Source organism: Streptomyces sp. NPDC048566, from assembly GCF_043199735.1.
Taxonomy (GTDB): domain Bacteria; phylum Actinomycetota; class Actinomycetes; order Streptomycetales; family Streptomycetaceae; genus Streptomyces.
Genome location: NZ_JBICWL010000003.1, coordinates 16,794 through 41,839, shown reverse-complemented (window position 1 = coordinate 41,839; position 25,046 = coordinate 16,794). Strand labels below are relative to the sequence as shown.

The window sequence follows — 25,046 nt, the reverse complement described above, 5'->3', positions numbered from 1 at the left end:
GGCTGCCGGTCGTTCAGCTGCCGGTGACGGTCTTCCAGTCCTCGACGTACGCGGTGAGGTTCTTGTCGATGTCCGCCCAGTCGGGCTCGAAGACCTCGACGCCGTCCATGAGCCTGGTCAGCGCGATGGCGTTGGCGTCGGTGGCCTTGACGTCGGAGCGCGCGGAGAAGCCGCCGCCGATCTCGCTGACCTGCCGCTGGGCCGTGGCGGACAGCATGAAGTCGAGGAGCTTCCTGCCGTTCGCGGTGTGCGGGGCCTTGGTGACGAGGCCGGCGGCGTACGGGAGCGCGAAGGTGGTGGGCTTGCCGGCCGCGTCGCCGGCCTTGTCGGTGGCCTGCGGGAACCAGAGGCCGAGGTTCGGCATGTCCTTGGACTGCGCGTAGTTCATCTGCACGTCGCCGTTGGCGACCAGCAGTTCGCCCTTGTCCACCTTGGGGGCCAGCTTGCCGGTGGAGGCGGACGGGCCGACGTTGTTGGACTGGAGCTTCTTCAGGTAGGCGAGCGCCGCGTCCTTGCCGCCGAAGTCGTGGATCGCCTTGATGAGCACGGCGGTTCCGTCGCCGGCGACACCGGGGGTGGAGTACTGGAGCTTGTTCCTGTACGAGCCGCCGAGCAGTTCGTCCCAGGTGGTGGGCGCCTTCTTCAGCTCCTTCTTGTTGTAGACGAACCCGAAGTAGTTGTTGACGACGGAGGTCCAGGTGGCGTCGGCGGCCTTGTCGGCGCCGTCGACCCGGTCGGAGCCGGCGGGGGCGTACTTCTGCAGCAGCCCCTTGCCGTCGGCCTGCTGGATGAACGGCGGGAGGGTGACGAGGACGTCGGCCTGCGGGTTGCTCTTCTCCCGGACGGCCCGCTGGACCATCTCGCCCGAGCCTCCCTCGACGTAACGGACCGTGATGCCGGTCTTCTTCTCGAAGTCCTCGAAGACCTGGTCGTACCAGCCGTCGCCGTTCTCGCCCTTGAGGCCGTCCGCGCTGTACACGGTGACGACCTCGGCGTCGGAGGCGGCGGAGTCGCCGCCGCACGCGGTGAGGGAGCCGGCGAGGACGAGGCTGCCGGTCACGGCGGCGAGCGGGGTGAGGCGGGGCGAGCGGGTGATTCCGGGCATGGCGAGGTGAACTCCTTGCGTGGATGGGGCTTTCGGAGGTGTCCGGCGGTGGGGCCGGAGCAGCGCGTCAGCGGTAGGAGGCCCTGGTGCGGATCCGGGAGACGGCGAACAGCACGAGCACGGTCGCCGTCATGAGGACCACGGCGAGGGCGGAGCCGGTGAACAGCGAGCCGCGGTCGGTGGTGGCGTAGATCCGTACGGGAAGCGGGGTCCAGTCGGGCGGGTAGAGCATCATCGTGGCGCTCAGCTCGCCCATGGACAGGGCGAAGCAGAGTCCCGCGGCGGCGGTGAGCGAGGGCAGCAGCAGCGGCAGCCGCACCCGCCACAGCACGGTGGAGGGCCGGGCTCCGAGGGAGGCGGCGGCCTGTTCGTACGCCGGGTCGAGACGCTGGACGGCGGCCGACACCGACTGGTGGGCGAACGCCGTGACGAGGACGGCGTGCGCGAGGACGACGATCCACGGGGTGCCGTTGAGCAGCACCGGGGGCCGGGAGAAGGCGACCAGGATCGCGAGCCCGACGACGACGGAGGGCACCGCGACCGGCAGCATGAACAGCGCGTCCAGCAGCCGCTTGCCGCGTTTGTTCAGGGCGTGCCCGGCGAGCGCCGCCCAGGTGCCCACGACCAGCGCGAGGACGCTCGCGGTGAGGGCGGTGACCAGGCTGGTGGTGAGGGCCTGGAGGGATGCGCCGCGGGTGGCGGCGGTGTAGTGCCCGGTGGTGAATCCGGACGGGAGCGCGCTCGACCAGTTCGTGGCGAACGACGCGGCGAGGACGACGAGCAGGGGCAGGGCGAACAGGGGCAGGAAGAGGACGAAGAAGACGGTCCAGGTGGCCCACTTCCCCTTGCGGCTATGCACCAGCACGGCGGCTCACCACCCGGTAGAGGCCGTACAGACCGACGGAGATCAGGATGTTGACGACGGCGACGACGCAGGCTCCCGGATAGTCGGACTCCAGGATCGCCTTGCCGTAGACGAGCATCGGCAGGGTGGTGACCCCCTTCGCCCCGGTGAACAGGACGATGCCGAACTCGTTCAGGCACAGCACCAGGACCAGGCTGCCGCCGGCGGCGAGCGCGGGCAGCGCCTCGGGCAGGACGACCTGCCGCACGATCCGCGCGGGCCGTGCTCCGAGCGAGGACGCGACCTCCAGCTGCGCGGTGTCGATGCCGGAGAAGGCGGCGAGCAGCGGCCGCATCACGAACGGGGTGAAGTAGGTGATCTCCGCGAGGAGCACCCCCCAGGGTGTGGTGAGGAACCGGAAGGGGCCCTCGGCCGCTCCGGTGGCGCCGGTCCACAGCCCGTTGGCCATGCCGGCGGTGCCGTAGACGAACAGCAGCGCGAGCGTGATCAGGAAGGACGGGAAGGACAGGAAGACGTCGACGAACCGGGCGACCGCCCTGCCGCCGGGGAACGGCACGAAGGCGATGACCAGGGCGAGGACGAACCCGAGGACCAGGCAGCCGATCGTGGACCCGACCGCCAGCCACACCGTGGTGCCGAGCGCCTCCCGGAACGCGGCGGAGCCGAACACGTCCCCGTAGGCCGCCGCCGAGGTCCCGCCGGTGTCGGGCCGGAACGACTGCCGGACGACCAGCCCGAGCGGATAGAGGAACACCAGCCCGAGCACGGCCACGGGAGGCAGGGCCCAGACCCAGGAGGGGATCGCCCTCCCGGCCCGGGGCACGGCCTTCGCCGGGGCGGCAACTGCTGCGCTAGCCATCCCGGCTCACCCCTCCGCCCGCTCCGGCGGTCTGCCCGACGGTGACGGGAGCCGCCCGTTCGGGCGTGAGGCCGGCGGCGAGCAGGACCGCGTCCTCGGGCGCGAAATGCAGGGTGACCGTGTCCCCGAGGGCGGGCGGCCGCCGCAGTTCCCGCAGGTCAGCCGTGATCCGGTGGCCCCCCACGTCGACGTACAGCCGGTGGGTGGACCCCCGCCACTGCACCTCCGCGACCGCCCCGGTCAGGGCGTTCGGCCCGGCGCCGAGCCCGACGAGGTGCGGGCGGACGCACAGCGTGGCCGCAGCGCCCCGGGCGGCGTCCCCGGTCGCCACGGCGAGTTCGGTTCCGCAGAAGTCGACCCCGTCCGAACCCACCGTCACCGGCAGCAGATTGGCGTTGCCGACGAACGACGCGGTGAACTCGGTGCGCGGCGCCCGGTACAGCTCCCGGGGCGTGCCGACGTCCTGGAGCCGGGCCTTGTCCATGACGGCGATCCGGTCGGCCAGGGTCAGTGCCTCGACCTGGTCGTGGGTGACGTAGAGGATCGACACGTCGGGCAACTCGCGGTGCAGTCGGGCGAGTTCGGCGAGCATCCCGGAGCGGAGCCGGGCGTCGAGGGCGGACAGCGGCTCGTCCAGCAGGAGGACGCCGGGCCGGATGGCGAGCGCCCGCGCGATGGCGACGCGCTGCTGCTGCCCGCCGGACAGCTCGCGCGGGTGGCGCCGCGCGTACGCCGCCATCCCGGTCATCTCCAGCGCCTCGGCCACCCGCCCGCGGATCTCCGCCCTGGGGGCCTTTCGCGCCTTGAGCCCGAAGGCGACGTTGTCCTCGACGCGCAGGTGCGGGAAGAGGGCGTACTGCTGGACGACCATGCCGATCCCGCGCCGGTGCGGCGGCAGGTCGGTGACGTCGCGATCGCCGATGAACACCCGCCCGGCGGCGGGCCGGACGAACCCGGCGACGGCCCGCAGCGCGGTGGTCTTGCCCGAGCCGGACGGCCCGAGCAGGGCCATCACCTCGCCGGGCCCGACGCTCAGGTCGAGGGAGTCGAGGACCGTGGTGCCGCCGTAGGCGACGGACACCCGGTCGAAGCGGATCCCGCTGCTCATCGACCGGCTCCGCCCGGTCCGGTGAACTCGCGCAGCAGGGCCGGGAGTTCGGCCACCGAGGCGAGGACGTGGCCGGCCCCGGCGGCACGCAGCGCGTCCTCGTCGTGGGCACCGGTGAGGACACCGGCGACGAGTCCGGCGCCGGCGCGGACGCCGCTGAGCATGTCGTAGGAGGTGTCGCCGAGGACGGCGGTCTGCCGGACCCCGTCGGCGGCCTTGGTGCGCAGGAACGCCTCCAGGACCATGTCGGGGTAGGGGCGGCCACGGCCGCCGGCGTCCGCCGGGCACAGCGTGAGCGGCACGAGGTCCTGCCAGCCGAGGGCCGCGAGGATGGCGTCCTGGGTGACGCGGGCGAACCCGGTGCTCAGGACGACGGTCCGGCCGCCGGCCCGGAGTTCCTCGATCGTCTCGCGGGCCCCGGGGACCGGCGCGACGGCGCCGCCGTCGACGCGTTCCCCGTACGCCTTCTCGAAGGCGGCGTTGGCCCGCCGGGCGAGGGCCTCCTCGCCGAACAGGTGCCGGAAGACGGAGATCTTGGACTCGCCCATCGTGGCGCGGACGTAGTCGAGCTTCCGCGCGTGGTCCGCGGACCCGGGCTCGACGCCCAGTTCCCCGGCGGCCGCGGCGAAGGCCTGCTCCACGAGGCCGCCGTCGGCGACGGTGGTACCGGCCATGTCGAGCACCACCAGGCGGATGTCGTTCGGTTCGTCCGGCTCGGTCATCTCGTTCACCATCCCAGCTCGTCGGCGGTGGTCTCTGCGATCGCGGGTGCGCAGGTCATGCCGCGCCCACCGGGCCCGGTGACCAGCCACACCCCGTCCCTCACCCGCTCGCGGTGCACGACCCGTCCGGGGTCGGTGCACTGCGCGTACACCCCGGCCCAGCGGCGCCGGATACTCGGCAGCGGGCGCCCGAGGAAGGACTCGACGACCTCGGTGAGGTGGTCGTAGGGGTCTTCGAGGGTGTCGAAGGCGAAGGGGTGCTCGTACTCGTGGGTGTCGCCGATGGTCAGCCCGCCGTCCGCGCGCTGCACCATGAGCAGCTGCATCCGGTGCTCGGCGGCGGTCGGCGCCTGCGGCTGGCCGGAGTCGAGCGCGTCGAGCGCCGCGCCGCGGTAGGCGGGGTAGTAGCGGAAGCTGTCCGCGTCGGCGACGGAGGTGGTGAGCGCCTCGCCCAGCGGGGCGGTCTGCATCATCTGCAACCGGACGCGGCGCACGGGCAGTTCGGGGCCGGCCAGCTCGCGGACGAGTCCGCCGAGCCAGGCGCCGGTGCACAGCACCACGGCGTCGCCGGTGTGGACGTCGCCGTGGTCGTCGCGGACGGCCCGCTCGCCGATCACCTCGCGGACCTCGCGGCCCGGCAGGAAGGTGTAGTCCGGGGACTTCAGGAGTTCGGCGCGCAGCGCGACCTGGGCGGTGCGCGGCTCGACGGCTCCGTCGCGCTCGCAGTACAGCGCGGCCTCGAAGGCGCCGCGCAGGGCGGGGTTCAGGGCACGCGCCTGCCCGGCGGTGAGCAGCCGGTAGCCGCGGGCCGACGCGTCGTCGCGGGCCAGGGCGGCCTCGGCGACGGCGATCTCGCGCCGGGTGCGCAGCGGGGTCAGTGATCCGCAGCCGCGGAAGCCGAGTCCGGGCACCCGGGCGCCGATCCCCTCCCACAGCTCGCGGGCCCGCAGGGCGGTGTCGAGCTCCTCTCCACCGGCTCGGCCACTCACCCAGATCTGGCCGAAATTGCGCAGTGAGGCCCCGCGGGCCTCCGCCTCGCGCTCGATCTGTACGACCTCGTGGCCGCGTTCCCTTGCGTGCCAGGCGTGCAGGGTGCCCACCACGCCGGCTCCGACGATTATCACTCTCACAGCGGTCACGCTCCTCGGTACGGGGGAATCGGAAGGGTCCGGCCGGCAACCGGATGGTGAACTGCCTATCACGTTTGGGCTAGACCCGTTATCTACCCGTGATTAAAGGAGGCGAGCCGCAGCTCGCCTCGGTCTGGCCGGAATCAGTCTCCCAGGTGGGCGGTGAACGAGAACCGGTCCCCCCGGTACAGCGTCCGCACCCGCTCCAGCGGCCGTCCGCCGGTGTCCCGGGAGATCCGGTGGATGAGCAGCATCGGCAGGGCGGGCGGCGTGCCGATCAGCAGTGCCTCGCGCGGGGTGGCCAGCACCGTCTCGATCCGTTCGTCGGCGTCGCCGAACGCGATGCCGAGACGGTCGCGCAGGTAGGCGTAGAAGGAGGAGTCGGGATCGAAGTCGCGGTCCAGCCCGGGGACCCGGCGCACCGCCACGTAGGTGCTCTCCAGGCCGACCCGTTCGTCGTCGGCGAGCAGCACCCGCTCCATGTGCCAGACCGGTTCGCCGCGCTCCAGCCCCGTCTCGGCGGCGAGCGGCTGCGGGCACGGGAACCGGTCGAGCGAGATCAGCGAACGCCCCGGGACCCGCCCCTGCCGGCGCACGCCCTCGGTGTAACTGGCCAGCGACAGCGGCTGCTCCAGCTTGGGCCCGGCGACGACCGTGCCGCGGCCCCGCCGCCGCAGCTTCCCTTCGAGCAGCAGCTCGCGCAGCGCCTGCCGCACGGTCTCCCGGGCGACCTCGTAGCGCTCCGACAGGTCCCGCTCGGTGGGCAGCGGCCCTCCTTCGCCCAGTTCCTCGACGAGCCGGGCGATGTGCGCCTTGACCGCGTAGTACTTAGGAACGCGGCCGTGCTCCGGGATGCCGGAGCGGACGGGGGCGCCGGGAGCCTGGTCGTTCGGGTAGTCCACGGGCACGATCGTCGCAGACGGCACGGGCCGCGCGGCCGCCAGGTGTCAGCGCCGCCGGGCGCGCGACCTCCGCGCCAGGACCAGCAGCCCGGTCCCCACGACGGTCAGGGCGACCGCCAGCGCGGCCAGGACGGGGCGGTTCGACACCGCGCCTCCGGTCCGCGCCAGCTCCTCCAGGGACGGCAGTGCCGTGTCCGCGTCCGCGGAGGCGCCGGGGCTCGCGGTGCCCGGGCCGGGACTCGCGGCGGCGGTGCCCGCCCCGGCGGTGGCGGCGGGCTCCGGCGTGCCGTCCTCGTCCGGCGTCTCCTCGCGGCCGGTGCCCGGGCCGTCGTCGCCGACGTGGAAGCGGTAGTCGTCCGACTCCCCCACCCAGTCGCCGTCATCGCCGTGCCGCTGCACCACCGCCGCGTTCACGACGACGTCGTTGGGAGCGGTCGCGGCCGAGGCGAGCGCGAGCCGTACCGTCACCGTCAGGGTGCGGCCCGGCTCCAGGGTGAAGCCGGGGAACCCGTCGTCGAAGGGCGCCACGTTCTCGGCCTCGTCACTGCGCTCGAAGCGCACCGGGTGCGTCCGCCCGCCCGCGACGAACTCCATCCGCAGCTGCTCCGGGCGCAGTGTCCGCGCGGTGTCCGTGAGGACGACGACCGGGTGGATGGCCCCGCAGGCGTGCGCCGTGGTGTTGGTCAGGTCGAGGTACCAGGTGCCGAAGCCGCCCCCGGGCCGGTAGTCGTCCGGGCCGCCGTGGATACGGCTCCTGACCGGGAAGTCGTGGATGCCGGACGCCACACAGTCCGGAGCCGGCCGCGCCGCGTGGGCGGGCGTCGGGGCGAACCCCGCGCACAGGGCGAGGGCGGCCGGACCGAGCAGGGCGGCGGCCGGAACGGACGGTCGGGACGTACGCAGTCGCATGGGAGCCTCTGGCCGATCGGTGGGGGACGGGGATCGGGAGCCGTGGAAGGCGTCAGGCGGTACGGGGCAATGCCGCCGCCACCCTGACGCGCGCCCCGGGCCTCCCCCGGTACGCCACGCGGGCCGGCCCCCCGTTCGGCCCCGGCGATCCCCCCGTCCGGCCGGACGGCACCGCGCGCCGGGCCGCCCCGGTCGGCGCCGGCCTCCCGCGCCCGCACCGCCCCGCGCCCTCCGGCCGGGCGGACGCGGCCGTCCGTCCCGGCGGCCGGTCCGATCAGCCCGGGCCGATCAGCCGTCCCCGCGCCCGAACAGCGGGGCCAGCAGCAGGTGGGCCGCCCCCTCCGCCACGCCCCGCGCCCCGCCGGGAGCGATCCGGACCGGGACGGCCGCCCCGGCCCCCTCCCGCCGGGCCCGCTCCGCGAGGACCGCGCCGACGCCCCGGACGAAGGTCTCCTCGTGGGCGGCGACCGTGCGCCCGCCGAGCAGGACGAGGTCGATGTCGAGCAGGCCGACCAGGTTGGCCGCGCCCGCGCCGAGCACCCGGGCCGCCTCCGCGGGCGCGCCCCGGCCCACCGCGGCCAGGCACAGGGCCTCGATGCACCCCCGGTCGCCGCACGCGCACGGCGGCCCGTCCAGCTGGATGACCTGATGCCCGAACTCGCCGGCCCCGGTGCGCACGCCGCGGTGCACCGTCCCGCCGATCACCAGACCCGCGCCGAGCCCCGTGCCCAGGTGCAGGTAGGCGAAGGAGGCGCCGGCCGCCGGGCCGGCCCCGGACCCCGCGGTCACCGCGACCGCGAGCGCCGCCGCGTTGGTGTCCTTGTCGACCACCACCGGCAGTCCGAGCCGCCCGGCGAGCGCGTCGCGCAGGGCGAAACCGTCCCACGCGGGGAAGCCGGTCACCCGGTGCAGCACGCCGCGCGCGTGGTCGAGCGGCCCCGGCAGCGCGACCCCCACGCCGAGCGGGCGCACCCCGCCCAGCACCGCCCCGACCGCCTCGGCGGCCCCCGCGACCAGCGCCTGCGCCCCGGCGCCGAGACCCAGCGGGGCGCGCCGCTCGGCCACCACCTCACCGGAGAGGTCGCAGAGCACCGCGGTCAGTTCGTCCCGGTCCAGGTGCAGGCCGACGGCGTGCGCGGCCTCCGGCACGAGCCGCAGCACCGTCCGGGGCTTGCCGCCCGTCGAGGCGCGCCGGCCGGCCTCCGCCGCCGCCCCCTCGGCCCGCAGCCGCGCGGTGATCTTGCTGACGGCCTGCGGGGTCAGCCCCGTCCGCTCGGCGAGTTCGAGCCGGCTGATCCCCGACGGCCCGGCCGTGCGCAGCAGGTCCAGCACCAGGGCTGCGTTGTGGCTGCGCAGGGCCGGCAGGTTCACCCCGGCGCCCCCGCCCGCGCCGACGGCCGCCGCGGCCCCGGGCACGCCCGGGGGACCGGCCGGCCCCGACGTCCGCGCGGACCCGACCGGTCCGGCGCCCCCGGGGACCGCACCGCCCGCACCCACCGGGGCGCCCCGGCCCTCCGCGCGGCCCCCGGCACCGCCGCCGGCCTCGGTGCCCCGGGCCGCCGTCCTGTTCCCGGCGGCCCGGGCGCCCTCTCCCCCGCCGGGCCGCTCCGCCCCCACCGCCGCGCCCGGGCCCGGCGCGCCCCGCGCGGCATCCCCCGCCGGGCCGGCCGCTCCCGCGGCGGCTCCCCGGCCCGCGGCGCCTCCGCTGCCCCCCGGCGCCCCGGTCGTGCCGCTCCCGCTCTCACCCGTCCTGTTCACGCGGCCCATTGTCTCCCGCGCTTGCACTTTGGCAACAGCGTTGCGAAAGTGGGGCGCATGACAGGCATGACTGGTACGCCCCTGCGCGCGGGTCTCGTCGGCTACGGCCTCGCGGGCTCCGTCTTCCACGCCCCGCTGATCGCCGCGACCGAGGGCCTGACCCTCGACACCGTCGTCACCTCCAGCCCGGAGCGGCGCCGGGCGGCCCGCGCCGAGTTCGGCGACTCCCTGCGGTTCGCCGCCACCCCCGACGAGCTGTGGGCGCACGCCGGCGAACTCGACCTGATCGTCATCGCGTCGCCGAACAAGACGCACGTGCCGCTCGCGACCGCCGCCCTGCGGGCCGGCCTGCCGGTCGTCGTCGACAAGCCCGTCGCCGGCACGGCGGAGCAGGCACGGGAGCTGGCCGCCCTCGCCGACGAGCGGGGCCTGCTGCTCTCCGTCTTCCAGAACCGGCGCTGGGACAACGACTTCCTCACCCTGCGGGAACTCCTCGCCGAGGGGGCGCTGGGCGACGTCTACCGCTTCGAGTCGCGGTTCGAGCGGTGGCGCCCGCAGCTGAAGGGCGGCTGGCGCGAGTCCGGCGACCCGGCGGAGATCGGAGGGCTCCTCTACGACCTCGGCAGTCACGTCGTCGACCAGGCCCTCGTCCTGTTCGGCCCCGCCGCGGCCGTCTACGCGGAAACCGACATCCGCCGCCCCGGTGCGGCGACCGACGACGACACGTTCATCGCGATCACCCACACGAGCGGCGTCCGCTCCCACCTCCACGTCTCGGCGACGACGTCCCAACTCGGCCCGCGCTTCCGCGTCCTCGGCTCGCGGGCGGGCTACGTCAAGCACGGGCTCGACCCGCAGGAGGCCGCCCTGCGGGAGGGCCGCCGTCCGGACGGCTCGTCCCCGTGGGGTGTCGAACCGGAGGAGCTGTGGGGCCGCGTCGGCTCCGGCGAGTCCCCGCTGACCGGCGGCGGCGTACCGCGGCCCACCGCCGCCGGCGCCTACCCGGCGTACTACGCGGCCGTGGCCGCCGCACTGCGCGAGGGCGCGCCGAATCCGGTGACCGCGCACGAGGCCGCCGCCGCGCTCGACGTCCTGGAGGCGGCGCGGCGCTCCGCGCGCGAGGGTGCGGTGGTGTCGCTGTGACCGCGCCCGCCGCACCGGACATCGCCGAACTGGAGGAGCAGGAGCGGCGGCTGACGTTCCCCCGCTTCACCCACGACGACGCCTGGGCCCTCGGCACGCTCCTGGTCGGCTTGGCCCGGGAGCGCGGCGCGCCGGTCGCCGTCGACGTCCGCCGCGGGGCCCAGCAGGTGTTCCACGCCGCGCTGCCCGGCTCCACCCCGGACAACGACGCCTGGATCGACCGCAAGCGCCGCGTCGTCGAGCACTACGGCTGCTCCTCGCTCCTGGTCGGCTCACGCTTCCGGGCGAAGGGCACGACCTTCGAGGACTCCTCGCGTCTCGACCCCGGCACCCACGCCGCCCACGGCGGGGCGTTCCCGATCACCGTGCGGGACGCGGGCGTCATCGGCACGGTGGTCGTCTCCGGCCTCCCCCAGGTCGAGGACCACCTCCTCGTCGTGGAGGCGTTGGAGCGGTTCCTAGCGGTGTGACGGGCCGTGTTCCCCGCGCCCCGGCGGCGCGGGGAACGGCGGACGCCCGTACGACGCGAGCGCGGTGGGCGGGGACACGGCCGCCCCGGTCGGGCGGCCCGGCGCACCCTGGGCGGGGAGCGGACGCCCGGCCCGGCCCGAGCCACGGGGAACGGCTCACCCCACCACACCGCGCCCGCGACGGGAGCGGGGGCACCACCCGGGCGGACCCGCCCGGGTGGGGCGCCCAACACGCCCTACGCGCCGACGAGTTCCTGCCGCTGCCCCCTCCAACTCCACGCCGAACAGCCGGCCCGGCGCACCCGGGTCAGGGAGCGGACACCGGGCCCGGCCCGAGCCACGGGGAACGGCTCACCCCACCACACCGCGCCCGCGACGGGAGCGGGGACGCCCCCGGACGGACCCGCCGGGGGGCGCCCAACACGCCCTACGCGCCGACGAGTTCCTGCCGCTGCCTTCCCAGCCCGGGGATCTCCAGCTCCACGACGTCCCCGGCCCGCAGGTACGGCTTCGGCTCGGGCCGGCCCATGGCGACCCCCGCCGGGGTGCCGGTGTTGATGACGTCACCGGGGTACAGCGTCATGAACCGGCTGACGTACCGGACGACCTCGGCCACCGGAAAGATCTGCTCCGCGGTGCTCCCGTCCTGCCTCAGCGTGCCGTTCACCCACAGCCGCAGCGACAGGGACTGGGGGTCCGGGATCTCGTCGGCGGTCACCAGCCACGGCCCGAGCGGGTTGAACGTCTCGCAGTTCTTTCCCTTGTCCCAGGTGCCGCCGCGCTCGATCTGGTACTCGCGCTCGGAGACGTCGTGCGCCACCGCGTACCCGGCGACGTGCGCGAGGGCCTCCTCGTCGGACTCCAGGTAGCGGGCCGTACGGCCGATGACGACGGCCAGCTCGACCTCCCAGTCGGTCTTCACCGACCCGCGCGGCACGAGCACCGTGTCGTCCGGGCCGACCACGGTGTCCGGCGCCTTCAGGAACACGACCGGCTCGGCGGGCGGCTCCGCCCCGGTCTCCCGGGCGTGGTCGTGGTAGTTCAGCCCGATGCACACGACCTTGCCGATCCGCGCGACGGGCGGTCCGACGCGCAGCCCGGCCGCATCCAGGACGGGCAGCTCGCCGGAGGCCGCGGCCGAACGGATCCGGCCCAGCGCGGCCTCGTCCGCGAGCAGTCCCCCGTCGATGTCGGGCACGAGCCCCGACAGGTCCCGCAGCGTGCCCCGGGCGTCGAGCAGCGCGGGCCGCTCCGACCCCGCCGTACCGACTCGCAGCAGCTTCATGATCACCGTCTTCCTCGAACGTGGGCGCCGCCCGACGGATGCGGCCGTCGGAAGGGCTGGTCGATCCTCCAATCCACCCGTCCACTCCGCAAGACCCCGTTCACGGACTGGACCGCTGCCGGACCGCGGCGCCTGGTGCGGACGGCGGTTCAGACGAGGGCGGGCGCGCCGGGAGCGGCCCCCGGCATGTCCCGGTAGAGCACCGCCCGCTCCACCGCGGTCCACGTCGTACTGGTCACCACGTAGAGCGCGGCGGCCAGCGGCACCACGGCCACGGTGACGAGCGTGAAGAAGGACAGGAACGGCATCAGCCTGCCGATCGACGCGAGGCCGGGAACGGGCTCCCCGCCGGGGCCCGCGGCCGGCTGAGCCGCCGCGGCGGCGCTCGTCCGCCGGGTCCGCCGGACGGTGAAGGCGGCGACGGCCGCGACCACGGCGAACAGGCCCAGGTAGACGAGACCGGCGGCCCCGAAGACCCCGCCGTCGGCGAGTGCGCCCGCCCAGCGTCCGCCGAGGGGCGCGCCGAACAGGGTGTGCCCGAGCAGGGCGTTCGCGTCGCCGCCGATCGTCGCGCTGGAGAACAGGTGGTAGAGCAGGAAGAAGGCCGGCATCTGGAGCAGGCCGGGCAGGCAGCCGGAGAGCGGCGAGACCTTCTCCTCGGCGTGCAGTTCCATCAGCGCCTTCTGGAACCCCTCCCGGTCCTTGCCGTGCTTCGCCCGCAGTTCGGTGACGCGCGGCTGGAGCGCGGCGCGCGCCCGCTGCCCGCGCGCCGAAGCCCGCGACAGCGGGTGCACGAGGAGGCGCACGAGTGCGGTGAACAGGACGATCGCGACGGCGGCGGCCGAGGCGTGGAACAGCGGCTGGAGCTGGTCGGCGAGGTTCTCGACCAGGTGCGCGAACGCGGACAGGAACGTGGACATGAAGGAGCCCTCCGGGGGTCTCGTCGTGCCGGGAGTAAGGAAAGCGGCAGGACGGACCACGCGGGGTCACCGGGGGTGGAGCAGATGACGAGGGGTGCCCTACGCGGCCGTCGGGAGGGCGGGTCCGGGCGCCCTGGGCCGCGGGCGCCCCTTGGCGTCCGGGTCGCGCTGGGCCAGGAAGGCCGTCCGACGGGCGCGGTCGCGGATGGCGGTGCGGACCCGGGTGGGCGGCACGGCGGACGCGCAGCGCGACGCGAGGAGCGAGCAGGCCGCGAAGGCGGAACCGGCCGCGGCGGTCGCGGCGAGCGCGACGGTGGCGGAGAGGCTGCCCGTGTCGAGCAGGGCGATCGGAAGCAGCAGGAACACCAGCACGGCGGCGGGACGGGCAGGGAAGAGCGTGCGCATCACCGGCTGCCCCTCCTCTCGTCCGCGGCGCGCACGGCGGTCCGTGGCACGCGTGCGGGTCCTCGCTTTCGTTATACAGGATGCCCGCCACCGGCCCACGCCCGCTCACCGGTACGACGGGAGACGGCGTCGGCGCGACGGGGGTGGCGCGACGGGGACGGCGTCACGGGGGACGACATCCGCGACCGGGACGGTGCGACGGGGGCGGCGCGGGTGGCGCGGACGAGGCGCGCCGGCGGCGTCCGGCGCGGGCCGCGGGCCTTCCCGCCCTCCCGCATATGCCCCCGGTGACTCCCGCCGCTGTGGCCAGCACCTCTCTCTTCTTTGTCGGTCAACGGCAGTACGGTGTCCTCCATGCGCCCCGACACGCCCGCCGAGAACGTCGACCACACCGCCGAAGCGGCACGCCTGGAGCGGACCGCCGGCCTGTACCCCGAGGACGCCGAGCACCTGCTCGTCCAGGCGGCGGCCCACCTCGAACTCGCCGGAGACCGTCCGGCCGCGACCGCGCTCTACGACCGCCTGCTGTCCTCGGCGGCCCCGCTGGACAACCCCCACCTGGTGCGCGCGCTCAAGGCGTCGAACCTGTGGGAGTACGGCCACGAGGCGGAGGCCCGCGCGATCATCGACGGCGTCCGGACGGCGGCGCCCCGCGACCCGGCGCCCTGGGTCATCGTGGCCGAGGCCCTGGAGTCCCACGACGAACTGCAAGCGGCGCAGGACACCTTCACCGAGGGGGCGACGCTGCTGCTGACGGACGTGGCGGAGCCGCCGTACGCGACGCGTCCGCTGCTGTTCGGCCGGCACCGGGTGCGGCGCATGCTGGGCGCGGCGCACGACGAGTGGGACGCGCTCGCCGACACCCTGCACTCGTCCGCGGTCTCCCTGGACGAACTCCACGACCCCAAGCGCGTCTGGTCCCTCGGCTCGGACAACCCGGCGGAACTGCAGGCCGAGATCAGCCGCCTCCAGGCGGAACTGGGCACCTACCGCGAGGCCCTGTCCCGCCCCTTCCCCGTGGCGGTCCTGCACTGGTCCGCCGCCGAACTGGCCGAACTGGTCGCCGCCTACCCGGACCTGTCCGAGGAGTACCCGACCCACGAGGAGCACCTGGCGACCATAGAGTCCTCGCTGCGCGAGCTCGCCGCCTCGGGCACCCCCAACCTCGGCATCGTCACGGCCACGGTCCCCTCCTACGAGGCCTTCGCCGCCTCCGAAGCCTCGTCCCCGTCCGACACCGCCCTCCTCCCCCAGTACGCGACGACACTGGCGGCCCGCGGCCTGGCGGTGGCGTGGCCGCCGCAGCGCAGCGCCGGGTGCTGGTGCGGATCGGGCGAGGCGTACGGGGAGTGCCACGGGGCGGGGTAGCCGGCCGGGAAGGCACTCGCCCGTGTTCGCGGCCCCCGTCCTGTTCCACGACTGGGGCCGGTCGCGTTGCGCGCCCCATCGGCTGCAATACGGCTGAGCACGCTCGTGTGTCGCAGGCTCCTGTTACAACGGGTCCTAGCCGCAACAGTGATCGGGGGGCACAGCGTGACTCAACCAGGAAATCGGCCGGAGCCTGTGGCGGGCGTGTACGAGGAACTGATCACGCTGCGGATGCAGGCTCGGATGGAGGAGTGGGACGCAGCAGGCTGGAAGGCCATCGACGCCGACGTCAGTGAGGAGTCCTCCCCCCATGTGATCGCGCGACACCTCAGCCACGCCATCGGGCGACACCTCGCTGACGTGCCACCCGGCCAACGAGTGGCCGTGGCGAACCGCATCATCAAGGCCATCAGCCTCGACGATCCCGCACCCTCCGGCACCAGCACACGGGACAGCGTCGAACTGATAGCTGACGGGCCCCGCCAACTCCTGGCCCTGGCAGAACAGGAGGCCCCCGGCGTCTACGCCGTGCGACCGCTGACCCCGCTCTCGGAGACGGCGCTCATCACGAACTCGCCGGAGGACCCCAGTCTCGGAACCGAAATCCGGGCCGAGTTGGCCACTGCGGATCGCATCGACCTGTTGTGCGCGTTCGTGAAGTGGTACGGCTTGCGCGTCCTGGAAGACTCCCTCCACGCGGCCCGGGCACGAGGCGTTCCGATTCGCGTCATCACGACCACGTACATGGGCGCGACGGATCGCCAGGCTCTCGACCGCCTCGTACGCGACTTCGGTGCCGAGGTGAAGGTCAACTACGAGATCCGCTCCACACGCCTCCACGCCAAAGCGTGGCTGTTCCGACGCAACAGTGGCTTCGATACGGCGTACGTCGGGAGTTCGAACCTGTCCAGGGCCGCCCTGCTCGACGGCCTGGAGTGGAACGTCCGGCTCTCGTCGGTGGCCACACCGGCCGTACTCGACAAGTTCGAGGCGACCTTCGACGCCTACTGGAATGACAGCGCCTTCGAGACCTACGACCCGGAGGGGGACGGGGAGCGCATCGATCGGGCCCTGGCCCGTGCCGGGGGCGGTGATGGCAGCGATGACGTGCGGATCAGCCTGTCGGGCCTTGAGGTGCGTCCCTTCCCGCATCAGCGCGACATGCTCGAACGTCTCCGCGTGGAGCGGGAGATCCATGATCGCCACCGCAATCTCCTGGTCGCTGCCACCGGCACCGGCAAGACGGTGATGGCTGCGCTGGACTACCGGGCCTTGAAGCAACAAGCGGACGGGCGGGCTCCCACCCTGCTGTTCGTCGCACACCGCAAGGAGATCCTGAGCCAGTCCCTGCGTACGTACCGGGAGGTTCTCGACGACGCCTCTTTCGGCGAGCTGCTGCACGGCGGGCAGAACCCTCAGCAGGGGCGGCACGTCTTCGCCAGTGTGCAGTCACTCAACCTTCAGCGACTTGAAGGTCTTGCCCCGGATCACTTCGACATCGTCGTCATCGACGAGTTCCACCACGCCACAGCGGCCACGTACCGGCGCGTCCTCGACCACTTCCAGCCCAAGCAGCTCTTGGGACTTACGGCCACGCCCGAGCGGATGGACGGGCGCAATGTCCAGGACGAGTTCTTCGAGGGACGCATCGCCGCGGAAATGCGCCTGTGGGAGGCTCTGGAGAACGATCTGCTCTGCCCGTTCCACTACTTCGGCATCCCGGACGGAACGGACCTGCGGGGCATCGGGTGGAAAAACGGCGCCTATGCCGACAGCGACCTCGGCGAACTGTTCACGGGTAACGAAGCACGCGCACGCATCGTGCTCAGGCAGATCCAGGACAAGGTGTCGCGCCCCGGGGACATGCGGGCCCTAGGGTTCTGCGTCACCAAGGCCCACGCGCACTTCATGGCCTCTGCCGTGCGCGCCGCCGGCCTCCGGGCGGTGGCGCTCGACAGCGACTCCTCGGCCGGCGTCCGCGCACAGGCCCTGACCGATCTGCGCAACGGGAAGCTGCAAGTGATCTTCTCGGTCGACCTGTTCAACGAGGGGCTCGACATACCGGACGTCGACACGCTGCTCCTCCTGCGTCCCACGAGCAGTGCCACGGTCTTCCTTCAGCAACTGGGCCGGGGCCTGCGCCGCACGGAGTCCAAGCCGGTCTTGACCGTATTGGACTTCATCGGCCAGCATCGCGCGGAATTCCGCTTCGAAGAGCAGTTCCGAGCCATCACCAACCTCTCTCGCAACCGGCTGGTCGAGCACATCGAGCGAGGCTTTCCCCAACTACCCTCCGGTTGCCACATCGTGTTGGAGGGGAAGTCCAAGGATCTCGTACTCGACAACATTCGCACGCAGTTGGGCGCGACGGTGAGGACTCTGGTGAAGGAAGCCAGAGCGTACGAGACTCCGCGGCTCGCTGACTATCTTCGCGAGAGCCGCCGAGAGATCAAAGAGGTCTACAAAGGTGATACCTCATGGACGGCGGTCCTGCGAAAGTCCGGCCTCTTGAATGACGTTGCGCCCTTGGGAGAGGGAGAGCTGCTCAAGCGAGTCCACGCATTCCTCCACGTCGATGATCCCGAACGGGCACACGCCTATCTGCGCCTGCTCGCAGACGACGCTCCGCCTTACGCAGCCCTCGACCCCACCGCGCAGGTGTACGCTCGCATGCTCTTCTTCAACCTGTGGGACAACGGGGGCGGGTTCTCTGATGTCGCCGAGGGCTTGGACTCGCTGCGGGGGCAGTCGGTGGTCCGCGACGAGCTTCGACAGGTGCTCGCCCATGTCATGCAGCAGTGCGACCACTTCCCCCTTCCTCTGTCAGGAGCGCACAAGGACGTCCCTCTGAAGGTTCACAGCTCCTACAACCGATCAGAAATCCTGGCCGCACTCGGTGTCGCGCGCTTCGGCGGGCAGATGCCCAGAACATTCGCCCAGGGCGTGCAGTGGGTCGAAGATCTCCGGACGGACGCACTGCTGATCACCTTGGAGAAGAACGAGAAGGACTTCTCTCCGACCGTCCGCTACAAGGACTACGCCCTGAGCCCCTCCTTGTTCCATTGGGAGTCCCAGGGAACGACGGCTGAAACGTCGCGCACAGGTCTGCGCTACCAGCACCACGAGCAGCAGGGCACACACATGCTCCTCTTCATGCGGCGATACAAGTACACCGACATAGGAAAATCGCAGCCATGGATGCTGCTGGGGCCGGCAACCTATAGGGAGCACAAGGGCAGCAGCCCCATGGGCATCACCTGGAAGCTCCAGCACGACCTGCCGGCGGACGTGTGGACCTACGCGGCCATCACCTCTGGGTGAGGCGCTCCAGCCTGACGTGCCCTCAGAAGCGGCCCCGGTTCGGGCAGAGCGGCGGTAGACCCGGCGCACGGTCGGCCGCGGGCCCGTCCCACCGGGGCGCCGCACCCCGTCGACCCGCCCGTGCTAGCGCCGTGCCCAAAAAGGTGCGCCGGACAGCTCGCGGCGTCCGGTGCGGTGCATCGCAGCCCGCCGTCCCAGGTCTCGCCGGGCCCCTGCCGCTCGCCTCCTGGGCCCTCGCCGGCCGGCGAGGGCTGAACCGGGCGTGGACCGAGGGCGCGGTCAGGCCGCCCTCTCCCCCTGGAACGCCCGCCGGTACGCCTGCGGGCTCGTGCCCACCACCCTCTTGAAGCGTTCCCGGAACGCGGTCGGGGAGCCGAAGCCGGCCTGGGTGGCGATGCGTTCGACGGGGTGGGTGGTCGTCTCCAGGAGGTACTGGGCGCGGCGGACGCGGGCCAGGTGGAGCCACTGGAGCGGTGTCGTGCCGGTCTGTTCGCGGAAGCGGCGATTGAGGGTGCGGGTGCTGGTGCCGGCCCGGGCGGCGATGTCCTCCAGGGTCAGGGCGCGTTCCGCGTTCTCCTCCAGCCAGGCCAGAAGGGGTTCCATCGTCGTGCCGGCCGGAGCCGGGGGCTGCGGGTGGACGATGAACTGGGCCTGCCCTCCCTCCCGTTCGAGGGGCATCACCGAGAGCCGGGCGGCGTCCGCGGCGACCGCGGAGCCGAGGTCCCGGCGCACCATGTGCAGGCACATGTCCAGGGCCGCCGCCGCGCCCGCCGAGGTGAGGAACTGGCCGTTGTCGACGTAGAGGACGTTCGGGTCGACGGTCACCGCGGGGTGGCGGGCCGCCAGTTCGGCCGCCGCCCGCCAGTGCGTCGTCGCCCGCAGCCCGTCGAGCAGGCCGGTGGCCGCGAGGACGAACGCCCCCACGCAGACCGACGCGATCCGCGTGCCGTTCGCCGCCGCCGCGCGCAGCGCCCGCGCCACACCGGGCGGGAGCGGCAGCGACGGGTCCGACCGGCCCGGAAGGACGATCGTGTCGGCCTCCGCCAGCGCCTCCAGCCCGTGGGGCGCGCGCAGCGTGAAGGCGCCCGCGTTCACCTCGTCGCCCGCCGCGACCGAGCAGACGCGGGTGCGGTACGCGGGCCGGCCGTCGGGCAGTCTGGCCCAGCCGAAGGTGTCGATCGGGGCGGCGAGGTCGAAGGGGATCACCTGGTCGAGCGCCAGGACGGCGACGGTGTGCATGGCGGAAGCCTAGGCATGCGACGGATTCTCGCCACCGCGTGCCTCCCCGATGCGGTCCGACTCCGCGCAAGCGCGCGCGGGGGACCCGGCGAGCGGGAGACCAAGTGGGCTGGAGACCAGGTGGGCGGGCGGACGATCGGGCAGGGCGTCGAACCGTTCGGTTGCCGAGCCGTTCGGGCGGCGGACGCGCCCTTTCGGGGTGCCCGCACCAGGTGACGGGCGGCGAAAATCCGTTGGGTCGTGGCAAAAGCGCCACTTCTGCTTGATCGCCGCCCCGCCTACCGTCACCCCGTGACCACGTTCCTTCTCGCCGTCCACGTCATCGCCGCGATCGTCGCCGTCGGGCCCGTGACGGTCGCCGCCAGCATGTTCCCGCCCGCCGCGCGCCGCGCTCTCGGGGCGCCGGACGACGCCGACGCCCGCACCACCGCGCGGCTGCTGCACCGTGTCTGCCGCGTGTACGCCGTCGTCGGCGTCGCCGTCCCGGTGTTCGGGTTCGGCACGGCGAACGCCATGGGTGTGCTGGGCGACACCTGGCTGATCGTCTCCATCGTGCTGACCGCGCTCGCGGCCGGCGTGCTCGCCCTGCTTGTGCTGCCCCGCCAGAGCGCCGTCCTGGACGCCCTCGGGGGGACCGTGGCGACCGAGGGGCCGGGAGGGGGCATGCCGGTGGACGGGCGGGCGGCCACGGTCCGGCTCGCGATGTCCACCGGGATCTTCAACCTGCTGTGGGCCACCGTCACCGTCCTGATGATCGCCCGCCCGGGGTCGACGACAGGGGTATGAGAGTGCCCGCCGAGGCGTCGGCGAGGGCTCGCCTGCCCGGCTCCGCGACCTGCCGGCACCGCCGTGGCTCCAGCGCGTTTCCGCGGGGCGGGCCGGACGGCGGGGTCGGGTCCTGTCCGGCGCGCCGTCGTCGTACGGCCGGGGCAGGGCCGGCCGGGAGAGCGGCGACCGGGGTCCGGCCGCCGCCGGGATCAGGACCCGGGGCCGGTGGAGGAGGGACCCGGGCCGGTGGCGACGCGCGGATCGACCGTGTCGAAGTAGACGGTGTCGGTGTCCGGGTCGAAAGAGAACGCGCCGGAGTACGCCGACGCCGTCACCTCCTCGTCGAAGGAGGTGATCCGGACCCACCGCGCCCCCTCGGGCAGGAACTCCACGATGTCGTCGGGGCACCGGTCCACCGACGCGCGGCGGAACCGCCGTTCCGGCACCCCGGTGATGGCGGCGGCCGATCCCGCTCGCATCCGGGCCGTGCCGACCACGCGGACGTCCGTGGGCCCCGGGGCGGAAACCCGGGAGTCGCCGCCCAACGGGGTTCCCAGCCAGTGCGCGTCGGACAGGGGGCCGAGCTGGGGGAACCGGCGGTGCAGCGGTTCCGGGTCGGTCCGGACCCGGGGGCCGTCGTCGCTCTTCTTCGTCGGAGTACACGCGCCGAGCAGCGCCGTCGCGCCCAGCGCGAGGACCGCTCTGCGCCCCCGTCCCGCTCCGCCCACAGCCCACCCCTTGATTCCCCCGTGCCGTCGCCCCGATCGTAGAGGGAGCCGAGCGCGGGCGCCCCGGGCCGGGTGGCACAGAGCGTCGAGCGCCCCGGGCCGGCGCCCGGGGACCCGAGGCCACCGAGGCCACCGAGGCGGGACGGTGCCCCGGACCGCGGACCGCGGGACCGGACCCGCAGATCCGCACACCCGGAGCCCCGCAGCCCCGGAGCCCCGGAGCCCCGCAGCCCCGCAGCCCCGCAGCCCCGCAGCCCCGCAGCCCCGCAGCCCCGCAGCCCCGCAGCCCCGCAGGCGAACGCGCGGCGACGCGGGAGGTGGCCGGCATCTGCCCTGGCCTCGTGGCGGGCCGGACGGCGGCGGTGGGCCGATGCGGCACGCCGAGGGAGGGCCGGTCCGGAAGGAGGGCCGGTCCGGGGCACCGGCGCTCGGAGCCGCGGGCGCCTCCCGCGGCACCGGTGCCGCGGGGCCCGGTGCCGCGGGGCCCGGTGCCGCGGGGCCCGGTGCCGCGGGGCCCCTGCCGGGAAGCGGAGGGGCGGGGGAACCGCTCAGCCCCGGTGCCCCAGCACGTTCACCACCCGCCCGTTCGGATCACGCACGAAGAACCGGCGTACGCCCCACTCCTCGTCCCGCAGCTCCCGCACGATCGCCGCGTCCGTGGCGAGCACCCGGGCGTACACGGCGTCGACGTCGTCGACCTCCACGCTCAGGTCGGGGACGACGGGGGCGGTGCGTTCCTCGGTGAGGAAGCTGATCTGGGCGGTGGGGGCGGCCGGCGAGGCGAGCGTCATGATCCAGCCCTGGTTCATGACCTCCTCCAGACCGAGCAGCCCGTAGAAGTCGCGGTGCGTCGCCAGGTCACCCTCGGAGCCGACCCGGAGGTCGGGGACGATCCTGCGGACGGTCATGGGCGGTGCCTTCCTGCTGGTCCGGATGCGGTCGGGCCGGGACGGCGGGCGGCGGGCGGCGGACCGCCGCCCGCGGGGTCCCGACGGCGGGGTCCCGGCCTGCGGCAGGGTGCGCCGGCCCGCGCCCGCGCCGCCCGCCGGGATGATGTCAGGTCGGCCCGGCGGCCCCCGGGCCGGAGTCCCGCTGCGCCGCCGCGGACGAGGCCGCGGACGAGGCTCCACCGGCGGCGGGCGCCGTGGACAGCGGCGCGGCGATGTCCTCCAGGGAGCGGCGTTCGGCGTTGACGGCGAGGAACACGGCGACCAGTCCGGCCGCGCACATCAGGGCCGCGCCGATCTGGAAGGCGAGCACCGTGTCGCCCACGACGCCGGACTCGGTGAGGTCCGCGAAGACCAGCGGGCCGCTGATGCCGCCGGCGGCGGTGCCGATGGCGTAGAAGAAGGCGATGGCCATGGCGCGGGTCTCCATGGGGAAGACCTCGGAGACCGTCAGGTAGGCGCTGGAGGCGCCCGCGGAGGCGAAGAACAGCACCACGCACCAGCAGGCCGTCATCGTCACGGCGTTGAGGGAGCCCTGGTCGAAGAGCCAGGCGGTGACGAACAGGAGCGCGCCGGAGAGCAGGTACGTGGAGGAGATCATGACGCGGCGGCCGGCGGTGTCGAAGAGTTTGCCGAGGAGCAGCGGGCCGAGGAAGTTGCCGGCCGCGATGACGGCGAAGTAGTAGCCGGTGCCGCCCGTGGGGACGTCGAAGAACGTGGTCAGGATGGCGCCGAAGCCAAAGGTGATGGCGTTGTAGAGGAAGGCCTGGCCGATGAAGAGGGCGAGGCCGAGCACCGCGCGTTTGGGGTAGCGGCCGAAGACGGTGCGGGCGATGACGCCGAAGCCGATGCTCTTGCGCTGTTCGACGGTGATCTCGCCCGCGGGCGGGGGCAGCGCCGTGCCCGTCTCCTTCTCGACTTCCTTTTCGACCGAGTCGACGAGGCGGTCGGCTTCCTCGCCGTGGCCGTGGATGAACTGCCATCGGGGGCTCTCCGGCACGTGCCGCCGGACCAGCAGGATCACCAGGCCGAGGACGACGCCGAGGGCGAAGGTGAGCCGCCAGCCGAGGTCCTTGGGGAAGATGTCGGTGTTCAGCATGACGATCGACAGCAAGGCGCCGCCGATGGCGCCGAGCCAGTAGCTGCCGTTGATGATCAGGTCGACCCGGCCGCGGTACCTGGCGGGGATCAGTTCGTCGATCGCGGAGTTGATGGCCGCGTACTCGCCGCCGATGCCGAAGCCGGTGAGGAAGCGGAAGGTGAAGAACCACCAGGCGTCGAAGGACAGTCCGGTCAGGGCGGTCGAGGCGAGGTAGACCGCGAGGGTGACCATGAACAGCTTCTTGCGGCCGTAGCGGTCGGTGAGCCAGCCGAAGAAGAGGGCGCCCGCGCAGGCGCCCGCCACGTACAGTGCCGCCGCGATGCCGGTGACCTGCGCCGAGGTGATGGACAGGCCGCTGCCGTCCTCGGAGAGGCGGCCCGCGATGTTGCCGACGGTGGTGACCTCCAGGCCGTCCAGGATCCAGACGGTGCCGAGGCCGATGACGATCATCCAGTGCCAGCGGGACCACGGCAGCCGGTCCAGACGGGCGGGGACGCTCGTCGTGATCGTGCCCGTGGCGGCGGGCGTCGGGGGTGGCGGGGCAGCTGCGCTCATGAGGGTCCCTCTCCGTCGAGTGAACGCCGCACGGGTTCCCCGATCTTCGCCCGGCTACGCCCCCAGCGCCTGCGACACGGTGTGGATCAGCAGGCCGACGAGGGAGCCCACCACCGTGCCGTTGATCCGGATGAACTGCAGGTCACGGCCGATGTTCGCCTCGATCTTCTTCGTCGTGTGCTCGGCGTCCCAGCCGGCGACGGTGTCGGTGATGAGCGAGGTGATCTCCGTGCGGTACGTCGTCACCACGTACACGGCGGCGCCCTCGACCCAGCCGTCGACCTTGGCCTGCACCTTGGGCTCGGTGGCCATCCGGGCGCCCAGCGACAGCAGCGAGGCCCGCACGCGCAGCCGCAGCTCGCTTCGCTCGTCCTCGGCCGCCGAGACGATCATCGAGCGTACGGCCGTCCAGGCGGACGCGATCAGGTCCTGGACCTCGCCGCGGCCCAGCACCTCGCCCTTGAGGCGCTCCACCCGGGCCCGGGTGTCGGTGTCGGACTGCAGGTCGGCGGCGAAGTCGGTGAGGAAGCGGTCCAGGGCCCCCCGGGCCGGGTGCGCGGGCGCGTCCCGCATCTCGGTGACGAAGCGGAGCAGTTCGCGGTAGACGCGCTCGCCGACCTTCTTGTCCACGAAGCGGGGTGTCCAGCCGGGCGCGCCGCCCTGCACGGCGGCCATGACCTGCTCGTCGTGCAGGACCAGCCAGTCGTGGGCGCGGCCGACCACCAGGTCGACGACGCGCCGGTGCCCGCCGTCGGCGACGACCCGCTCCAGCATCTTGCCGATGCCGGGCCCGACCTCCGCGGCGTCGGCCCGCCGGGTGATGGCCTCGCCCACCACGGCCTGGACGTCCGCGTCCCGCAGCACGGTCAGCGCGCCCCGCAGGGCGGCGGCCAACTCGGCCGTCACCCGGTCGGCGTGCTCGGGGACGGCGAGCCAGGCCCCCAGCCTGCTGCCGATGCCCACGGCGCGCAGCCGCTGCCGGACGACCTCCTCGGAGAGGAAGTTCTCGCCGACGAACTCGCCGAGGGAGACGCCGAGCTGGTCCTTCTTGGTGGGGATGATCGCGGTGTGCGGGATGGGCAGCCCGAGCGGGTGCCGGAAGAGGGCGGTGACGGCGAACCAGTCGGCCATCGCGCCGACCATGCCGGCCTCCGCCGCCGCCGCGACGTAGTCGGCCCAGGCCCCGGCGCCCGCGTGCGAGGCCCACGTCGCCAGCACGTACACGAGGGCGACCAGCAGGAGCAAACCGGTGGCGGTGGCCTTCATCCGGCGCACCCCGCGCCGCTTCTCGACGTCGGCGGCGCTGAAGGTGTTCATCGCCCGGCCCGGGGGCGGGGCGGGCGTCCCGGTGCCCGGGGCGCCGGCGGACGGGGCGCGCCCTCCGGTGCCGCGCACGCCACCCGATCCGCCCGCTTTCATGCGATCCATTCGCTCCAC

General features: G+C 73.7%; 22 protein-coding genes. 5 read left to right on the top strand and 17 right to left on the bottom strand.

Going from position 1 to position 25,046, the window contains the following annotated elements:
• Positions 1-13 precede the first annotated feature (13 nt).
• From ACGFS9_RS07105 to ACGFS9_RS07065, 9 genes are all read right to left on the bottom strand, one after another.
• Positions 14-1,105 (bottom strand): 2-aminoethylphosphonate ABC transporter substrate-binding protein, encoded by a 1,092-nt coding sequence (locus ACGFS9_RS07105; protein WP_393251326.1) that lies wholly within the window; start codon positions 1,103-1,105, stop codon positions 14-16.
• 67 nt (positions 1,106-1,172) lie between these two features.
• On the bottom strand, positions 1,173-1,970 hold the full coding sequence (locus tag ACGFS9_RS07100) for an ABC transporter permease (RefSeq protein WP_393251325.1): 798 nt from the start codon (positions 1,968-1,970) through the stop codon (positions 1,173-1,175).
• A complete protein-coding gene (locus ACGFS9_RS07095) occupies positions 1,957-2,829 on the bottom strand; it encodes a 2-aminoethylphosphonate ABC transporter permease subunit (protein ID WP_393251324.1) in 873 nt (290 codons plus the stop codon). Before ACGFS9_RS07095 ends, ACGFS9_RS07100 begins: the two co-directional genes overlap by 14 nt.
• Entirely contained in the window at positions 2,822-3,937 is a 1,116-nt protein-coding gene (locus tag ACGFS9_RS07090) for an ABC transporter ATP-binding protein (RefSeq protein WP_393251323.1), read from the bottom strand. Before ACGFS9_RS07090 ends, ACGFS9_RS07095 begins: the two co-directional genes overlap by 8 nt.
• Positions 3,934-4,659: a phosphonatase-like hydrolase gene (locus ACGFS9_RS07085; protein ID WP_393251322.1), complete on the bottom strand. Its 726-nt coding sequence runs from the start codon at positions 4,657-4,659 to the stop codon at positions 3,934-3,936. The genes ACGFS9_RS07090 and ACGFS9_RS07085 overlap by 4 nt, the downstream gene beginning before the upstream one ends.
• Before the next feature lie 5 nt (positions 4,660-4,664).
• Positions 4,665-5,789: a TIGR03364 family FAD-dependent oxidoreductase gene (locus tag ACGFS9_RS07080; protein ID WP_393251321.1), complete on the bottom strand. Its 1,125-nt coding sequence runs from the start codon at positions 5,787-5,789 to the stop codon at positions 4,665-4,667.
• Between the two features lie 143 nt (positions 5,790-5,932).
• Positions 5,933-6,691 (bottom strand): GntR family transcriptional regulator, encoded by a 759-nt coding sequence (locus ACGFS9_RS07075; protein ID WP_393251320.1) that lies wholly within the window; start codon positions 6,689-6,691, stop codon positions 5,933-5,935.
• 45 nt (positions 6,692-6,736) lie between these two features.
• Positions 6,737-7,600, bottom strand: a complete 864-nt coding sequence (locus tag ACGFS9_RS07070) for a hypothetical protein (RefSeq protein ID WP_393251319.1) — start codon at positions 7,598-7,600, stop codon at positions 6,737-6,739.
• A 288-nt stretch (positions 7,601-7,888) separates the two neighbouring features.
• Entirely contained in the window at positions 7,889-9,016 is a 1,128-nt protein-coding gene (locus ACGFS9_RS07065) for an ROK family protein (protein ID WP_393251318.1), read from the bottom strand.
• A 399-nt stretch (positions 9,017-9,415) separates the two neighbouring features.
• Between ACGFS9_RS07065 and ACGFS9_RS07060 the strand changes: the two genes are divergently transcribed.
• Both ACGFS9_RS07060 and ACGFS9_RS07055 read left to right on the top strand, forming a co-directional pair.
• A complete protein-coding gene (locus ACGFS9_RS07060; protein ID WP_393251317.1) occupies positions 9,416-10,501 on the top strand; it encodes a Gfo/Idh/MocA family oxidoreductase in 1,086 nt (361 codons plus the stop codon).
• The gene (locus tag ACGFS9_RS07055) at positions 10,498-10,971 is read left to right on the top strand and encodes a heme-degrading domain-containing protein (protein WP_393251316.1); all 474 of its coding nucleotides are present in this window, start codon (positions 10,498-10,500) and stop codon (positions 10,969-10,971) included. The genes ACGFS9_RS07060 and ACGFS9_RS07055 overlap by 4 nt, the downstream gene beginning before the upstream one ends.
• A gap of 427 nt (positions 10,972-11,398) precedes the next feature.
• Here ACGFS9_RS07055 and ACGFS9_RS07050 read toward each other — a convergent pair whose 3' ends face one another.
• The 3 genes from ACGFS9_RS07050 to ACGFS9_RS07040 form a co-directional block, all read right to left on the bottom strand.
• On the bottom strand, positions 11,399-12,256 hold the full coding sequence (locus ACGFS9_RS07050) for a fumarylacetoacetate hydrolase family protein (protein WP_393251315.1): 858 nt from the start codon (positions 12,254-12,256) through the stop codon (positions 11,399-11,401).
• 149 nt (positions 12,257-12,405) lie between these two features.
• The gene (locus ACGFS9_RS07045) at positions 12,406-13,176 is read right to left on the bottom strand and encodes a YidC/Oxa1 family membrane protein insertase (RefSeq protein WP_393251314.1); all 771 of its coding nucleotides are present in this window, start codon (positions 13,174-13,176) and stop codon (positions 12,406-12,408) included.
• Positions 13,177-13,275: 99 nt separating this feature from the next.
• Positions 13,276-13,581 (bottom strand): DUF6412 domain-containing protein, encoded by a 306-nt coding sequence (locus ACGFS9_RS07040; protein ID WP_393251313.1) that lies wholly within the window; start codon positions 13,579-13,581, stop codon positions 13,276-13,278.
• Positions 13,582-13,935: 354 nt separating this feature from the next.
• Here ACGFS9_RS07040 and ACGFS9_RS07035 point away from each other — a divergent pair, with 354 nt between their 5' ends.
• Positions 13,936-14,949: an SEC-C domain-containing protein gene (locus ACGFS9_RS07035; RefSeq protein ID WP_393251312.1), complete on the top strand. Its 1,014-nt coding sequence runs from the start codon at positions 13,936-13,938 to the stop codon at positions 14,947-14,949.
• 231 nt (positions 14,950-15,180) lie between these two features.
• Positions 15,181-18,270, top strand: a complete 3,090-nt coding sequence (locus ACGFS9_RS07030) for a DUF3427 domain-containing protein (protein ID WP_393251640.1) — start codon at positions 15,181-15,183, stop codon at positions 18,268-18,270.
• Between the two features lie 279 nt (positions 18,271-18,549).
• Here ACGFS9_RS07030 and ACGFS9_RS07025 read toward each other — a convergent pair whose 3' ends face one another.
• Positions 18,550-19,509, bottom strand: coding sequence for a GlxA family transcriptional regulator (locus ACGFS9_RS07025; protein ID WP_393251311.1), 960 nt, complete (start codon positions 19,507-19,509; stop codon positions 18,550-18,552).
• Positions 19,510-19,800: 291 nt separating this feature from the next.
• Between ACGFS9_RS07025 and ACGFS9_RS07020 the strand changes: the two genes are divergently transcribed.
• Entirely contained in the window at positions 19,801-20,295 is a 495-nt protein-coding gene (locus ACGFS9_RS07020; RefSeq protein WP_393251310.1) for a DUF2269 family protein, read from the top strand.
• A 191-nt stretch (positions 20,296-20,486) separates the two neighbouring features.
• Here ACGFS9_RS07020 and ACGFS9_RS07015 read toward each other — a convergent pair whose 3' ends face one another.
• The 4 genes from ACGFS9_RS07015 to ACGFS9_RS07000 all read right to left on the bottom strand — a co-directional run bounded on the left by ACGFS9_RS07015 (position 20,487) and on the right by ACGFS9_RS07000 (position 25,037).
• Complete coding sequence (locus ACGFS9_RS07015; RefSeq protein WP_393251309.1) at positions 20,487-21,005, bottom strand: hypothetical protein; 519 nt, start codon at positions 21,003-21,005, stop codon at positions 20,487-20,489.
• Positions 21,006-21,553: 548 nt separating this feature from the next.
• Entirely contained in the window at positions 21,554-21,913 is a 360-nt protein-coding gene (locus tag ACGFS9_RS07010; protein WP_393251308.1) for a VOC family protein, read from the bottom strand.
• Positions 21,914-22,061: 148 nt separating this feature from the next.
• A complete protein-coding gene (locus ACGFS9_RS07005; RefSeq protein WP_393251307.1) occupies positions 22,062-23,609 on the bottom strand; it encodes an MFS transporter in 1,548 nt (515 codons plus the stop codon).
• Between the two features lie 54 nt (positions 23,610-23,663).
• Positions 23,664-25,037 carry a DUF445 domain-containing protein gene (locus tag ACGFS9_RS07000; RefSeq protein ID WP_393251306.1) on the bottom strand — a complete coding sequence of 458 codons (1,374 nt, stop codon included), beginning with the start codon at positions 25,035-25,037 and terminating at the stop codon, positions 23,664-23,666.
• Positions 25,038-25,046: the final 9 nt, after the last annotated feature.

Excerpts from the sequence above, each read along its gene's own strand:
- ACGFS9_RS07105 (WP_393251326.1), bottom strand. The coding sequence starts at position 1,105 with ATGCCCGGAATCACCCGCTCGCCCCGCCTCACCCCGCTCGCCGCCGTG.
- ACGFS9_RS07095 (WP_393251324.1), bottom strand. The coding sequence starts at position 2,829 with ATGGCTAGCGCAGCAGTTGCCGCCCCGGCGAAGGCCGTGCCCCGGGCC.
- ACGFS9_RS07090 (WP_393251323.1), bottom strand. The coding sequence starts at position 3,937 with ATGAGCAGCGGGATCCGCTTCGACCGGGTGTCCGTCGCCTACGGCGGC.
- ACGFS9_RS07085 (WP_393251322.1), bottom strand. The coding sequence starts at position 4,659 with ATGACCGAGCCGGACGAACCGAACGACATCCGCCTGGTGGTGCTCGAC.
- ACGFS9_RS07070 (WP_393251319.1), bottom strand. The coding sequence starts at position 7,600 with ATGCGACTGCGTACGTCCCGACCGTCCGTTCCGGCCGCCGCCCTGCTC.
- ACGFS9_RS07060 (WP_393251317.1), top strand. The coding sequence starts at position 9,416 with ATGACAGGCATGACTGGTACGCCCCTGCGCGCGGGTCTCGTCGGCTAC.
- ACGFS9_RS07050 (WP_393251315.1), bottom strand. The coding sequence starts at position 12,256 with ATGAAGCTGCTGCGAGTCGGTACGGCGGGGTCGGAGCGGCCCGCGCTG.
- ACGFS9_RS07045 (WP_393251314.1), bottom strand. The coding sequence starts at position 13,176 with ATGTCCACGTTCCTGTCCGCGTTCGCGCACCTGGTCGAGAACCTCGCC.
- ACGFS9_RS07040 (WP_393251313.1), bottom strand. The coding sequence starts at position 13,581 with ATGCGCACGCTCTTCCCTGCCCGTCCCGCCGCCGTGCTGGTGTTCCTG.
- ACGFS9_RS07035 (WP_393251312.1), top strand. The coding sequence starts at position 13,936 with ATGCGCCCCGACACGCCCGCCGAGAACGTCGACCACACCGCCGAAGCG.
- ACGFS9_RS07030 (WP_393251640.1), top strand. The coding sequence starts at position 15,181 with ATGCAGGCTCGGATGGAGGAGTGGGACGCAGCAGGCTGGAAGGCCATC.
- ACGFS9_RS07025 (WP_393251311.1), bottom strand. The coding sequence starts at position 19,509 with ATGCACACCGTCGCCGTCCTGGCGCTCGACCAGGTGATCCCCTTCGAC.
- ACGFS9_RS07010 (WP_393251308.1), bottom strand. The coding sequence starts at position 21,913 with ATGACCGTCCGCAGGATCGTCCCCGACCTCCGGGTCGGCTCCGAGGGT.
- ACGFS9_RS07005 (WP_393251307.1), bottom strand. The coding sequence starts at position 23,609 with ATGAGCGCAGCTGCCCCGCCACCCCCGACGCCCGCCGCCACGGGCACG.
- ACGFS9_RS07000 (WP_393251306.1), bottom strand. The coding sequence starts at position 25,037 with ATGGATCGCATGAAAGCGGGCGGATCGGGTGGCGTGCGCGGCACCGGA.